At 63.1% G+C, this 13,116-nt stretch carries 9 protein-coding genes and 1 pseudogene; 8 read left to right on the top strand and 2 right to left on the bottom strand.

Annotated features, from left to right (window positions below):
- The first annotated feature begins 27 nt into the window (after positions 1 to 27).
- From moeB to AC5P7X_RS15370, 8 genes are all read left to right on the top strand, one after another.
- Positions 28 to 1,164: a molybdopterin-synthase adenylyltransferase MoeB gene (moeB, locus tag AC5P7X_RS15405; protein ID WP_495215107.1), complete on the top strand. Its 1,137-nt coding sequence runs from the start codon at positions 28 to 30 to the stop codon at positions 1,162 to 1,164.
- A 275-nt stretch (positions 1,165 to 1,439) separates the two neighbouring features.
- Positions 1,440 to 3,272: a monovalent cation:proton antiporter-2 (CPA2) family protein gene (locus tag AC5P7X_RS15400; protein WP_053498433.1), complete on the top strand. Its 1,833-nt coding sequence runs from the start codon at positions 1,440 to 1,442 to the stop codon at positions 3,270 to 3,272.
- A 168-nt stretch (positions 3,273 to 3,440) separates the two neighbouring features.
- Positions 3,441 to 4,316, top strand: coding sequence for a bifunctional methylenetetrahydrofolate dehydrogenase/methenyltetrahydrofolate cyclohydrolase FolD (gene folD, locus AC5P7X_RS15395; protein ID WP_495215106.1), 876 nt, complete (start codon positions 3,441 to 3,443; stop codon positions 4,314 to 4,316).
- Positions 4,317 to 4,643: 327 nt separating this feature from the next.
- Positions 4,644 to 6,101 (top strand): IMP dehydrogenase, encoded by a 1,458-nt coding sequence (gene guaB, locus AC5P7X_RS15390; RefSeq protein ID WP_005409308.1) that lies wholly within the window; start codon positions 4,644 to 4,646, stop codon positions 6,099 to 6,101.
- A gap of 107 nt (positions 6,102 to 6,208) precedes the next feature.
- The gene (locus AC5P7X_RS15385; RefSeq protein WP_495215119.1) at positions 6,209 to 6,688 is read left to right on the top strand and encodes a hypothetical protein; all 480 of its coding nucleotides are present in this window, start codon (positions 6,209 to 6,211) and stop codon (positions 6,686 to 6,688) included.
- Positions 6,685 to 8,250 carry a glutamine-hydrolyzing GMP synthase gene (guaA, locus tag AC5P7X_RS15380; protein WP_188238470.1) on the top strand — a complete coding sequence of 522 codons (1,566 nt, stop codon included), beginning with the start codon at positions 6,685 to 6,687 and terminating at the stop codon, positions 8,248 to 8,250. The genes AC5P7X_RS15385 and guaA overlap by 4 nt, the downstream gene beginning before the upstream one ends.
- Positions 8,251 to 9,389: 1,139 nt before the next feature.
- The gene (locus AC5P7X_RS15375) at positions 9,390 to 10,331 is read left to right on the top strand and encodes a hypothetical protein (protein WP_164227461.1); all 942 of its coding nucleotides are present in this window, start codon (positions 9,390 to 9,392) and stop codon (positions 10,329 to 10,331) included.
- An 87-nt stretch (positions 10,332 to 10,418) separates the two neighbouring features.
- Positions 10,419 to 11,237 carry a hypothetical protein gene (locus tag AC5P7X_RS15370; protein ID WP_164227460.1) on the top strand — a complete coding sequence of 273 codons (819 nt, stop codon included), beginning with the start codon at positions 10,419 to 10,421 and terminating at the stop codon, positions 11,235 to 11,237.
- Between the two features lie 274 nt (positions 11,238 to 11,511).
- On the opposite strand, the gene AC5P7X_RS15365 is transcribed toward AC5P7X_RS15370, so the two are convergent.
- Both AC5P7X_RS15365 and AC5P7X_RS15360 read right to left on the bottom strand, forming a co-directional pair.
- On the bottom strand, positions 11,512 to 11,868 hold the full coding sequence (locus tag AC5P7X_RS15365) for a hypothetical protein (protein ID WP_154329374.1): 357 nt from the start codon (positions 11,866 to 11,868) through the stop codon (positions 11,512 to 11,514).
- Positions 11,869 to 12,409: 541 nt separating this feature from the next.
- Positions 12,410 to 13,072, bottom strand: a pseudogene (locus AC5P7X_RS15360) (substrate binding domain-containing protein); the annotation flags it as partial.
- Positions 13,073 to 13,116: the final 44 nt, after the last annotated feature.

Raw genomic sequence — 13,116 nt, 5'->3', positions numbered from 1 at the left:
TGCCGCCGCGTGCGCGATAATGCGGCCATGAGCATCCAAGAGCTTTCCCCCGCGCAGGCACGCGAGCGCCTGGCCCACGGCGCCGTGCTGATCGATGTGCGCGAGGCGCATGAACGGGCCGGCGGGATGGCCGAGGGCGCGCGCGGCGTGGCCAAGGGCGAATTGCAGGCCGACCCGGCCACGCATCTGCTGCGGCACGACCAGGAGATCCTGCTGATCTGCCAGAGCGGCAAACGCTCGGCCGATGCTGCGCAGTTCCTGCTGGAGGCCGGCTACACAAACGTCGCTTCCGTGACGGGCGGTACCGTGGCCTGGCGCGAGCAGTCGCTGCCCTTGGTGCAGCCGCTGGCCAGCGCCGCCGACCGTGATTTCTACGATCGTTACTCGCGCCATTTGCTGTTGCCGCAGGTGGGTGAAGCCGGGCAACGCAGGCTGCAGCAGTCGCGCGTGCTGGTGCTGGGCGCGGGCGGCCTGGGTGCGCCAGCCGGCTTCTATCTGGCGGCCGCTGGGGTAGGGCACCTGCGCTTCGCCGACCACGACCGCGTGGAGCGCAGCAACCTGCACCGGCAGATCGTGCATACCGAAGCCAGCGTCGGCCAGCTCAAGGTCGATTCCGCTCGCGAGCGCCTGCTGGCGCTGAATCCCTCCATCGAGGTCGAGGCGGTGCCGGAGCGGGTGACCTCTGAGAACGTGGATGCGCTGCTCGACGGCGTGGACGTTGTGCTGGATGGCTCGGACAACTTCCCGCTGCGCTACCTGCTCAACGACGCCTGCATCAAGCACGCCAGACCGCTGGTGTATGCCGCTATCGAGCGCTTTGACGGCCAGGTAAGCGTGTTTGACGCCGGCCGCCAGCGCGGCGTGGCGCCGTGCTACCGCTGCCTGTTCCCGGAACCGCCGCCGCCGGAGTTTGCGCCGAACTGTTCCGAGGCCGGTGTGCTGGGCGTGCTGCCTGGCCTGGCCGGCGTGCTGCAGGCCACCGAGGTGCTGAAGCTGCTGCTGGGCATCGGCGAGCCGCTGGTGGGCCGCCTGCTGCGCTTCGATGCGCTGGGCATGCGCTTCCGCGAGACCGGCATCCGGCCGGACCCGCAGTGTCCGGTGTGCGCGCCGGGTGTGCCGTTCCCGGGATATATCGATTACGCCGCGTTCTGCCGGGGTGGGTAACCCCGGCCGGGGAATGCCTTGGTGGATGCCGACCTTGGTCGGCGCTCTCGTGCCAACCAAGGTTGGCACCTACCGAAGCGGGTGATGGTTGGCACCTACCGAAGCGGGTGATGGTTGGCACCCACCGACGCGGATGCATGGTTTCGGGATGATGCCGGGAGTCACTCCCTGCATCGTTCCACTTCCAAGACAATCCGGCGCAACATGCGTGCTATTGCCGTCATCGGCATTGCTCTATTGTTGAACCCGATTCTGGATCTTGGGGAACACACCGCATGGCGGTAGAAGCAGCGACCAGCGAGCTGGTCAAGGTCGTGGCCCTGTTGGGCGCGGCGGTGGTGATGGTGCCTTTGTTCCGCCGGGCCGGCCTGGGCTCGGTGCTGGGGTACTTCGCCGCTGGCCTGGCGATCGGACCGTTCGGGCTGGGCTGGTTCTCCGACCCGCAGGCGATCCTGCATACCGCCGAACTCGGCGTGGTGATGTTCCTGTTCGTGATCGGCCTGGAAATGCGGCCCTCGCACCTGTGGAGCCTGCGCAAGGAAATCTTCGGGCTGGGCACGCTGCAGATCGTCACCTGTGCGCTGGTGCTGACCAGCATCGCCAAGCTGTTCGGGCTGCCGTGGCAGGTGGCCTTCATCGGCGCCACCGGCTTCGTGCTCACCTCCACCGCGGTGGTGATGCAGCTGCTGGCCGAGCGTGGTGACATCGCGCTGCCGTCGGGCCAGAAGATCGTCTCCATCCTGCTGTTCGAAGACCTGCTGATCGTGCCGTTGCTGGCGCTGGTAGCCTGGATGGCGCCGGGCGCGGGCAGCGCCGATGGCGAGGGCTCGCGCTGGTTGTCGGTGGCGATCGGCGTGGGTGCCATTGTCGGCCTGGTGCTGGTCGGCCGCTTCCTGCTCAACCCGCTGTTCCGCGTGCTGGCCGAATCGAAGGCGCGCGAGGTGATGACCGCCGCCGCGCTGCTGGTGGTGCTGGGCGCGGCGCTGCTGATGCAGCTGTCGGGCCTGTCGATGGCGATGGGCGCGTTCCTGGCCGGCGTGCTGCTGAGCGAGTCGACCTTCCGCCACCAGATCGAAGCGGACATCGAGCCGTTCCGCGGCATCCTGCTGGGCCTGTTCTTCCTCAGCGTCGGCATGGCGCTGGACCTGGGCGTGGTGGCGGGCAACTGGCAGCTGATCCTCGGCCTGGTGCTGGCGTTGATGGCGGCCAAGGCGCTGTGCATCTACGTAGTCGCGCGCATCATGGGCAGCGATCACGCGCAGGCGCTTGACCGGGGCGTGCTGATGGCGCAGGGCGGCGAGTTCGCCTTCGTGCTGTTCTCCGCCGCCGCATCGGCCGGCGTGATCAACCTGGAGATCAATGCCAACTTCACCGCCGTGGTGGTGCTGTCGATGGCGCTGACGCCGCTTGTAGTGCTGCTCTACAAGCGCATCGCGCCGAAGCCGACGGTGAACATGGACGGCGTGGACGAGGCCGATGGCCTGTCCGGCAGCGTGCTGCTGATCGGCTTCGGCCGCTTCGGCCAGGTCGCCAGCCAGTCGCTGCTGGCGCGCGACGTGGACGTGACCATCATCGACAACGATGTGGAGATGATCCAGAGCGCGGCGCGCTTCGGTTTCAAGATCTACTACGGCGACGGTACGCGACTGGACGTGCTGCATGCCTCGGGCGCGGCCACCGCACGTGCGATTGCGGTGTGCGTGGACAAGGCCGAGGCGGCTGACCGCATTGTTGAGCTGGTGTCGCACGAGTTCCCGCAGGCAAAGCTGATGGTGCGCTCGTTCGACCGCGAGCATTCGCTGCGGTTGATCCATGCCGGTGTTGATTTCCAGATCCGCGAGACGTTTGAATCGGCGGTGCTGTTCGGCCAGGCCGCGCTGGTGGAGCTGGGCGCGGATGAGGATGACGCGGTGGAGATTGCCGCCGAGATCCGCCGCCGCGATGCCGAGCGTTTTGAACTGGAGATTGCCGGTGGTGGTCTGAATGCCGGCGCGCGGATGGTCTACGGCAACAGCCCGCAGGGCGTGCCGACGCCGACGCCGTTCACTGCGCCGAAGCGCGAGAGCAAGACGCTGAACCCGCAGGATGTGCCGGAAGAGGAAGAGTGAGGTGCCGCGCATCGCGTTCGCCGGGCATGGCCCGGCGCTACCGTGGTGCGCACGGGTGGGGTAGCGCCGGGCCATGCCCGGCGAGCGCAGCGGCCGCCCGGATTGGCGGTGGGCGAGGGGGCCTGAATCGGGGACAATAGCGTCCCCGCCGCCCCACGCCTGCCCCCGATGAACGATTCCGCCCCCCAGCATCCTGCCCGCATCCTTGATGGCCGCCGTATCGCCGAGGACCTGCTCGTCAGCCTGAAGGTGCGCGTCGACGCCCGCGTGGCCGCCGGTGGCAGCCGTCCGGGCCTGGCCGTGGTGCTCGTCGGTGGCGACCCGGCCTCGACCGTGTATGTGCGCAACAAGCGCCGTGCCGCCGAGAAGGTCGGCATCGAGGCGCATGACTACGATCTGCCGGCCGGGACCACCGAAGCCGAGCTGCTCGAGCTGATCGACCAGCTCAACGCCGATCCGAAGATCAACGGCATCCTGATCCAGCTGCCGCTGCCGGGCATCCCCGACGCGCGCCGGCTGATCCAGCGCATCGACCCGCGCAAGGACGTGGACGGCTTCCACCCGGAAAACGTCGGCCACCTGGCGCTGCGCGAGTTCGGCCTGCGCCCGTGCACCCCGCGCGGCATCACCACGCTGCTGGGCCACACCGACCAGCCGGTGCGTGGCCGCAACGCCACCATCGTCGGCGTGAGCAACCACGTCGGCCGGCCGATGGGCCTGGAGCTGCTGATTGCCGGCTGCACCGTGACCAGCTGCCACAAGTTCACCCCCAAGGACGTGCTGGAACAGGCCGTGCGCAACGCCGACATCCTGGTGGTGGCGGTGGGCCGCCCGGGCATCGTGCCGGGCGAGTGGGTGAAGCCGGGCGCGGTGGTGATCGATGTGGGCATCAACCGCTTGGATGACGGCCGGTTGGTGGGCGATGTCGGGTTTGAGGCCGCCGCCCAGCGGGCCAGCTGGATCACCCCGGTGCCGGGTGGCGTGGGCCCGATGACCGTGGCCACGTTGATGCAGAACACCCTGGAAGCGGCAGAAGCCTCCTGAGGGTAGCGCCGGGCCATGCCCGGCGGATGTTTGCGGCGCCGCTGCGCTCGCCGGGCATGGCCCGGCGCTACCGGGGTTGCATTGATGCCCCGCGATTCCCGCCGACCCGCTCCTGGTAGGTGCCACCCTTGGTTGGCACACATCCATCGGGGCCATCGGCCCATCTGGGGTCCAGGTGCCGGACGGATCGTGCCAACCAAGGTTGGCACCCACCCAAGCCCTCCTGAACCGATCGCCGCCCGCGCGACACTGCGTCGCATCTACCCCCTGCCACGCGACGCGAAAACAGGGTAAAATGTCGCGCTTCCCCACATCTCGGGTATGCCGATGCTGCGCATCCAGGCTGAAGCACTCACTTACGACGACGTCTCGCTCGTCCCCGCCCACTCGACCATCCTGCCCAAGGACGTCAACCTCGAAACGCGGTTGACCCGAGACCTGAAGCTGAAGCTTCCGATCCTGTCCGCCGCCATGGATACCGTCACCGAAGCCCGCCTCGCCATCGCCATGGCCCAGCTCGGCGGCATGGGCATCATCCACAAGAATCTCAGCCTGGAACAGCAGGCCGCGGAAGTGGCCAAGGTCAAGAAGTTCGAGGCCGGTGTCATCCGTGACCCGATCACCGTCGGCCCGGAAACCACCATCCGCGACGTGCTGGCCCTGACCCAGGCGCACAACATCTCCGGCGTGCCGGTGGTGGGCAGCGACGGCCTGCTGGCCGGCATCGTGACCCACCGCGACATGCGCTTCGAGACCGAGCTGGATGATCCGGTCCGCCACATCATGACCAAGAAGGATCGCCTGATCACGGTCAAGGAAGGCGCCGCGTCTGACGAAGTGCTGCAGCTGCTGCACCGCAACCGCATCGAAAAGGTGCTGGTGGTCAATGATTCGTTCGAACTGCGTGGCCTGATCACCGTCAAGGACATCCAGAAGAACACCGACTTCCCGAACGCTGCCAAGGATCTGTCGACCCGCCTGCTGGTCGGCGCTGCCGTCGGCGTGGGTGGCGATACCGATCGCCGCGTGGAAGCGCTGGTCGCCGCCGGCGTGGACGTGATCGTGGTCGATACCGCGCACGGCCACTCGCAGGGCGTGCTGGACCGCGTCAGCTGGGTCAAGAAGAACTTCCCGAACGTGCAGGTCATCGGTGGCAACATCTGCACCGGCGAAGCCGCACTGGCGCTGCTGGACAGCGGTGCGGACGCAGTCAAGGTCGGCATCGGCCCGGGCTCGATCTGCACGACCCGCGTCGTTGCCGGCGTCGGCGTGCCGCAGGTCACCGCCATCGACCTGGTGGCCGAAGCGCTGCAGGACCGCATCCCGCTGATCGCCGACGGTGGCATCCGCTACTCGGGCGACATCGGCAAGGCGCTGGCCGCCGGTGCCTCGACCATCATGGTCGGTGGCCTGCTGGCCGGTACCGAGGAATCGCCGGGCGAGACCGAGCTGTACCAGGGCCGTTCGTACAAGAGCTACCGCGGCATGGGTTCGCTGGCTGCCATGGAGAAGGGGTCGAAGGACCGCTACTTCCAGGACGCCGCCACCGCCGACAAGCTGGTGCCGGAAGGCATCGAAGGCCGCGTGCCGTACCGCGGCCCGGTGGGCGGCATCATCCACCAGCTGATGGGCGGCCTGCGCGCCACCATGGGCTACGTGGGCTGCGCCACCATCGAAGACATGCGCAGCAAGCCCAAGTTCGTGAAGATCAGCGGCGCCGGCCAGCGTGAGAGCCACGTCCACGACGTGACCATCACCAAAGAGCCGCCGAACTACCGCGCCTGATGCGCTTGCGAACTGCTCTTGCGATTACGGGCAGCCTGCTGATGGCAGGCTGTTCGTTGTCCGAACCGCCGCCGCGCTCCGGGTCTCCGGGCGCGGCGGTTTCGCAAGTGAAGGACGTACAGGCGTGCCAGAACGCGTTCTCGCTGCCGAAGGGCTGGCAGGTGCAGGCCGCTGGCGCGCAGCGTTGGCTGCTGAAAGGCACCGGTGAGCGCCCGCTGCAGGTCATCCTGCGGTGCGTTACCGATCTGGGTGACAGGCTTGAAGATCCTGTGGTCACCGCCGAGCTGGGGCCGCTGGAGCCGAAACGGATGAGCGTGCAGTCCGCGTTCTGGGGCAACGCCGTGGATTCCGGTTACCCGATGCACGCCTTTCAACGGCGCATCGTGCCCGGCACCGAAGTGCAGGAAATTGCCGAGCTGCCGCGCGCCGACCGCGCCAACCCCAACGCACCGCACGGCCTGCTGATGCTGCGCTGGGACGAGGAAGACCCCTCACATATTCAACAACGCGAGGCGTTCATCGCCACGCTGACGCAGAGCCTTGAAGCGCCGGGCGCTGCGAAAAACACCACTGGAACGGCACCATGACCAACATCCATAACGACAAGATCCTCATCCTCGATTTCGGCGCGCAGTACACGCAGCTGATCGCCCGCCGCATCCGCGAGCTGGGCGTCTACTGCGAAATCTGGGCGTGGGACCACAACCCGGCCGAGATCGCCGCGTTCGGCGCCAAGGGCATCATCCTGTCCGGTGGGCCGGAGTCGACCACGCTGCCGGGCGCCCCGGCCGCGCCGCAGGAAGTGTTCGACAGCGGCCTGCCGATCTTCGGCATCTGCTACGGCATGCAGACCCTGGCCGCGCAGCTGGGCGGTGCCACCGAAGCGGCGGACCAGCGCGAGTTCGGCCACGCCGAAGTGAACGTGATCAACCCCGATGCGCTGTTCAAGGGCCTGAGCGACCACGGCGGCGAGCCGAAGCTGAATGTCTGGATGAGCCACGGCGACCACGTCTCCGTCGCACCGCCGGGCTTCACCATCACCGCCACCACCGACCGCATTCCGGTGGCTGCCATGGCCAACGAAGAAAAGCGCTGGTACGGCGTGCAGTTCCACCCGGAAGTGACCCACACCCTGCAGGGCCAGGCGCTGCTGCGCCGCTTCGTGGTGGATGTGTGCGGCTGCCAGACCCTGTGGACCGCCGCCAACATCATCGAAGACCAGATCGCCCGCGTGCGCGAACAGGTGGGCGATGACGAAGTGATCCTGGGCCTGTCCGGCGGCGTCGATTCGTCCGTGGTGGCCGCACTGCTGCACAAGGCGATCGGCGAGAAGCTGACCTGTGTGTTCGTGGATACCGGCCTGCTGCGCTGGCAGGAAGGCGACCAGGTGATGGCGATGTTCGCCGAGCACATGGGCGTGAAGGTGGTGCGCGTGAATGCCGCCGACCGTTACTTCGCCGCGCTGGAAGGCGTGAGCGACCCGGAGGCCAAGCGCAAGATCATCGGCAACCTGTTCGTTGAGATCTTCGACGAAGAGTCCAACAAGCTGAAGAACGCCAAGTGGCTGGCGCAGGGCACCATCTACCCGGACGTGATCGAGTCGGCCGGCAGCAAGACCGGCAAGGCGCATGTGATCAAGAGCCACCACAACGTGGGTGGCCTGCCGGAGCACATGAAGCTGGGCCTGGTGGAGCCGCTGCGCGAGCTGTTCAAGGACGAAGTGCGCCGCCTGGGCGTCGAGCTGGGCCTGCCGCGCACCATGGTCTACCGCCATCCGTTCCCGGGCCCGGGCCTGGGCGTGCGCATTCTGGGTGAAGTGAAGCGCGAATACGCCGAGCTGCTGGCCAAGGCCGATGCCATCTTCATTGATGAACTGCGCAAGGCGGATCTGTACGACAAGACCAGCCAGGCGTTTGCCGTGTTCCTGCCGGTGAAGTCGGTGGGCGTGGTGGGCGACGCGCGGGCATATGAGTGGGTGATTGCGCTGCGTGCGGTGGAGACGATTGATTTCATGACCGCGCATTGGGCGCATCTGCCGTATGAGTTCCTGGGGACGGTGAGCAACCGGATTATCAATGAGTTGCGGGGGGTGTCGAGGGTGGTTTATGACATCTCGGGGAAGCCGCCGGCGACCATTGAGTGGGAATGAGTTGAAAGAACAAGGGCGCCGAGAGGCGCCCTTTTTTGTTCGCCGCGAGCGCTGATGAGGTGCTTTGCGCCATTCATGGCGATTTACATCCAAAGCGGCTTTCCGGCACTTTGGGGGTCAATTCGAGGTAGCTTGTCCAAGATCTTCTGTGGTCGTAAGATCAAAACGGTCAACACCTAATTTCTCAGGCATACACAAGGGATTGCTATGCAAATGCGAGAGGCGGAAAAACTTCGGAAAAGTTGGGGGAATAAGCCCTGCAATCACCCTCGAGTAGAGCAGGAGTATCACTTGGGGTCAAATACGGGTGAGTTCGTATGCACAACCTGTGGAGAATCCAAAGAGCGGCGTGATTGGAATATTAGGGCAGAAGAAAAAGGGTGAGCGCTCGTTGACATCCGAGATTCAGGTGAAGCAGCCACTGTAGCTGTTCGCATTGGGCCAATTCATATTCTATGGATGAGCCGTTGAGCTCTCAAAATTCTGGAGTCTTGGAATGAGTTCATGGCAACGACAGCTTCAAGATGTCGGATTTGCGAAGACCCAAATTTCTAGGAACTTCGAATTTACTGAAGTCGAGCAGACTTTAGGAAATATTGACAAAATTTATGGCGTTGAGCCAATTCAAGAGCTCGTGCCAAGGGTTGGTGTGGGTATGGGTCCCAGCTATAGCCATAATTTCGGATTAGGGGTATTTCCATTTCATACCGATATGGCTCACTGGAGCATCCCTCCGCGCTACTTTGCGCTTATTTGTATCGTGGGATCCCACGACGTGAAGACAAATATAGTGCACAGAGATAGTCTGATTAGCCCCCAGGAACGGGACTTCTTTAGGAAGGCAATTTTGCGATCTCGGAGGCCGCTTGATGGTCGTCAGATTCCGCTAAGAATGGTGGATGGTGATATATTCCGTTGGGATACACTATTCCTTGAGCCCGTAAATTCGATAGCAGTCCGTGCTGTGCGAATGATTAACGATCGGATTCGGGATGTGAGGATTAGTAGCGTTGCCCTAGATGAGCCTGGCCAAGTACTGGTGGTGGACAATTGGCGAACCCTGCACGGCAGGTCGGAAGTGTCGTCGAGTTCTCGTGGAAGAGTTCTGAAGAGGGTCTACTTGGAGTGAGGGAGGACAGATGGCAGTTAGGGTCGATCACGAGTGGTCAAAGAGCTCCTACTTAGCCAAGTCTGACTTGTATTCGGAGGCTATGCAGGCTAATTCTACCGATTGGCAGTATGGGCTTTGGTCAACTTTTCTCATGGAAATGTTGATAAGAGCGTCAATTTCGCATGTGTCGCCTGCGCTTGTGGCAGACGGCTCCGACTGGAATAATATTCTTTATGCACTTGGGCATGCTCCAAAGAAGGCTAAATTCGTTCCTCGAACCGCCCCGATTACAGAATTGATTGGGCGCGCTGAAGAATTGGTCCCTGCGTTTACGCGCGAGCATGTCAACTTTTGCTTGGCGCATTTCTCAAAGAGAAACTCGGAGCTTCATTCTGGAAACCTGAACTTTGAAAGCTCTAGCTCGTCGTCCTGGCGGCCGCACTTCTTTGCTGTCTGCGATGTGCTCTTGAGTCATTGTGGGTCTTCCTTGGAAAATCTTTTCGGAGATGCTGGGGCAAAAGAGGCGAGGGAAGATATATCAGCACTTAATGACGGCGCCGCGAAGAGCGTCCTTGGTGCTATCAATGCCCATAAGGTTGTTTGGGATTCGAAGTCAGACGAGGACAGGAAGACGGCTCTGGACCAGGCTGCGGCTGCGTCTTTGCGCCACTATGGTCATCGAGTTAATTGTCCCTCCTGTACCGCCACTGCGCTCGTGCAGGGGCGCGCAATGGGCGTAGCCAAAACATCAACTGCGGAAGATGGTGTTATTGAACGTCAAGCAATGCGGCCAGAGGAGTTCTTCTGCGTTGCATGCGGATTGAAGATTTCAGGATACTCAAAGCTTCTTGCTTGCGGATTAGGTGATAGTTATGTTTCGACTAGTCATTATGATGCGATAGAGTACTTTGGCATTGATGTTGATAGGCTTGCGCGAAATATGTGGGAAGATGACAATAATGAGTACTAATTGTAAAGGTGCTAGCGTCGGTGTTCTTGGTCCAGTCAGGCGGCGACTTCTGACTCTTGAGCGGCGTAGCCAGGCAGGCGCGAAGCAATGAGCCGAAAATTTGATCTCGATGCGCGTGCAGAGAGGATGCGGCGGAAGGAAGAGCCGTTTCGTCTCCACGGGAAGCTGCGATCAGTCCACTTTCTGCGAGGCGTTATGTCACGCGCAAGCATGAGCCTTCCGGCGTTCTACTATTTTCTTGGCACCGCGCAGGCTGCTGAAGATATGGATGCCTCGGGCGACTTGCCCTTTCGCGTATCGCAGTCGTACCTAGAGTTCTCAACGCTGAACTCGCTGTCCCTGAATTGCCGGAAAGTCTTTGATCATGCCACCAAGCCAGACCTTACTGGAGGTAATTTCGGCCGCTTGCCCGACGGAGTGCTCGAAGAGCATGCGCACTACTGGTCCGAGCGAGGAAGCAATACTTTCGAAGATGCTCATCGCGCCCTCGTCTTTTTAAGGGAATTCTTTCGTGAATACGCGCGGACAGATACTGACCTACTCAAGGCTCCCGGTCGACTCCACAAGCGGATCGGCCTTCTAAAGCAACACGCCGATCGCGCGGCAGCGCATCTTTCTTTACAGGAGTACGAGCTCGAACTTCTCGATGTGATGCATGTGGTAGCTGCGCTTGTGATCGTGGGGGAGGTGATTCGAAGCTTCGATGCGCCCTCAATGGGTAGCGAATACTTCAATGATACCGACGCGGCATCCCTGGCGGCAGCGTCGCGTACTTTTCCATCTATGCGCGATTTTCGCCTGCTCGGACATGTGAAGGTAGACCAGCAGGCGCGCGCCTACTGGAGGATGTACCAGTACGAGAGTATCCCGCGCTTCTTCGATCAGCTCGAGTTCGCGTTGGGGTAGCGCTGGCCAAATGCCGGAGGATGGCCTTAGGACATCGCCACGGTAAAAGACTGCAGCTCATTCGGTCTCGTTTGCATGCATCGTCCTTTCCGGAGGATGATCGAACGGGCTTGCTGGGGCTCGCCGCTCTCGACCGTGATCGCTCATTGATGTAGGAATTTGCTCCGATGCTCTTCAGCCGGGTGGAGCTGCTATGTTCGCGTCTGTCAGGAGGCGCGTGTTAATCAATGTGACGCCCAATCAAATCTGCTGTACGTCGCTCCGGTCAGGCAGGTCACTCCGGCCTTACCTCATGACAAGCCCACTCAACCAACCCCCGGCAAGCCAGAAACAGCCCATCAACCACCCCCTCATCCAAATGCCGCTCCGGGTCCGCTGCCACCCGGCAGCGGTCCGCCGCGTGCAGCAACTCCAGCACCGTCAGCGCTCCCACCATTGCGCGCTCGGTTCTAGCCAGGCTCACGCGGCGGCCGGGTGACACATCGGTTTCTGGCCAAGGGTGTCCATCTGCTCCCTCGCAGCCGCGCATGCGCTTGAGGATGCCGAGCAGGGAGTTCAGGTCGGGCAGGGGAGTGTCGTCATTGATGGGCTCAACAACGGTGTACGAAGAGAAGGTGTCGGATTCGTTCATGGCGTCGGCTTCCGTGGCTGTGCTTAACAGCGCCACCGCGAAGAGGGTGGCGGACGATGCGTGGCTGCAAACCGGACGATAGTTGTCAGTACCCGGCGGGTCCGAAGACCCCCACGCACCGCCCGCCAGAAAGGCCGACGGATTACCCGCCGGCACCGGTTAAGGACGGTGCCGGCGGGTAAGCGTAAACAACTAACAGTTCGGGTTTGCAGGCCCGGCCACCCGTTGTCGGTGGCGCGTCATGTTGGTTACGCAGCCGCTTCGAATGCCAATAGAAATTCGCGAAGGAATCGCGGAATCCGAGAGCGAAGAACTATTGTTGCACGCACCCTTCGCGCAGCACGCGACGCCAGCAGACGCATTTGCGCAGCTGCTCTGCTGATGGCGAATCAAACTGGCGCAATCGCCCACCGCACAAGCGAATAGCGCGACGGCCTGCTTTGCAACAGTTCTTAGTCCGAGCCGGATGGCAATGGCGCCCAATCAACCGCATACCCTGAAAAGCGGTTCAAACCCGACAACGCCAGCGAGCCTCGCGGCTTCAAGCAACGCCAGCCTCAGCCGCATTTCCCACCAGCAACTCAATCATCGCCCGCGCCGCCGCTGACTGTCGCCGATGCGGCGCATAGATCACCGAGAACGGCCGCGACCGCCCCCGTAGCTGCGGCAGCACTTCCACCAGCTGTCCGCGCTGCAACCGCTCGCGCACGATGAACGCATAGCTCTGGCAGATGCCGATGCCCTGTTCGGCCAGCGACACCACGCCCAGCACATCGTCGGAGGTCTCGATGGAAGAGCGCGGTAGCCAGTCCACGTCACGCCCGCCGTCGCGGAAGATCCACGGCGCCAGCCGCCCGGTGCGCGGCATCACGAAGGGTAGGCACAGGTGCTGCTGCAGATCCTCCAGCGTCTGCGGCGTACCGCGGCGCTGCAGGTAGTCCGGCGCAGCCACCAGCAGCAGTGGGGCATCTTCCAGCTTTCGCCCCACCAGCCCGCTGTCCGGCAGCTGGCCCAGGCGGATGGCCAGGTCGAAGCCTTCGGCCACCAAGTCCACGTTGCGGTTGGTGATGTTCAGTTCCACCTGCACCTGCGGGTACTGCTGCGCAAAGCGCGCCAGCACGGGCGGCAGCCGGTAGTGGCCATAGGTGGTGGGCACGCTCAGGCGCACGCGGCCGGCCAGCGCACCGTCCTGGGCCAGTACGTCGACACGTGATGCGGACAATGGAAGAGCAATGCCTGCACCGGCAT

This window comes from Stenotrophomonas sp. YJH_SMC_53 (genome assembly GCF_059369995.1).
The sequence above is the reverse complement of the archived record's forward strand: the minus strand, read 5'-3'. Positions and strand labels throughout refer to the sequence as shown.

Excerpts from the sequence above, each read along its gene's own strand:
- AC5P7X_RS15375 (WP_164227461.1), top strand. The coding sequence starts at position 9,390 with ATGGCAGTTAGGGTCGATCACGAGTGGTCAAAGAGCTCCTACTTAGCC.
- AC5P7X_RS15370 (WP_164227460.1), top strand. The coding sequence starts at position 10,419 with ATGAGCCGAAAATTTGATCTCGATGCGCGTGCAGAGAGGATGCGGCGG.
- folD (WP_495215106.1), top strand. The coding sequence starts at position 3,441 with ATGAACGATTCCGCCCCCCAGCATCCTGCCCGCATCCTTGATGGCCGC.
- AC5P7X_RS15365 (WP_154329374.1), bottom strand. The coding sequence starts at position 11,868 with ATGAACGAATCCGACACCTTCTCTTCGTACACCGTTGTTGAGCCCATC.
- guaB (WP_005409308.1), top strand. The coding sequence starts at position 4,644 with ATGCTGCGCATCCAGGCTGAAGCACTCACTTACGACGACGTCTCGCTC.
- moeB (WP_495215107.1), top strand. The coding sequence starts at position 28 with ATGAGCATCCAAGAGCTTTCCCCCGCGCAGGCACGCGAGCGCCTGGCC.
- guaA (WP_188238470.1), top strand. The coding sequence starts at position 6,685 with ATGACCAACATCCATAACGACAAGATCCTCATCCTCGATTTCGGCGCG.
- AC5P7X_RS15400 (WP_053498433.1), top strand. The coding sequence starts at position 1,440 with ATGGCGGTAGAAGCAGCGACCAGCGAGCTGGTCAAGGTCGTGGCCCTG.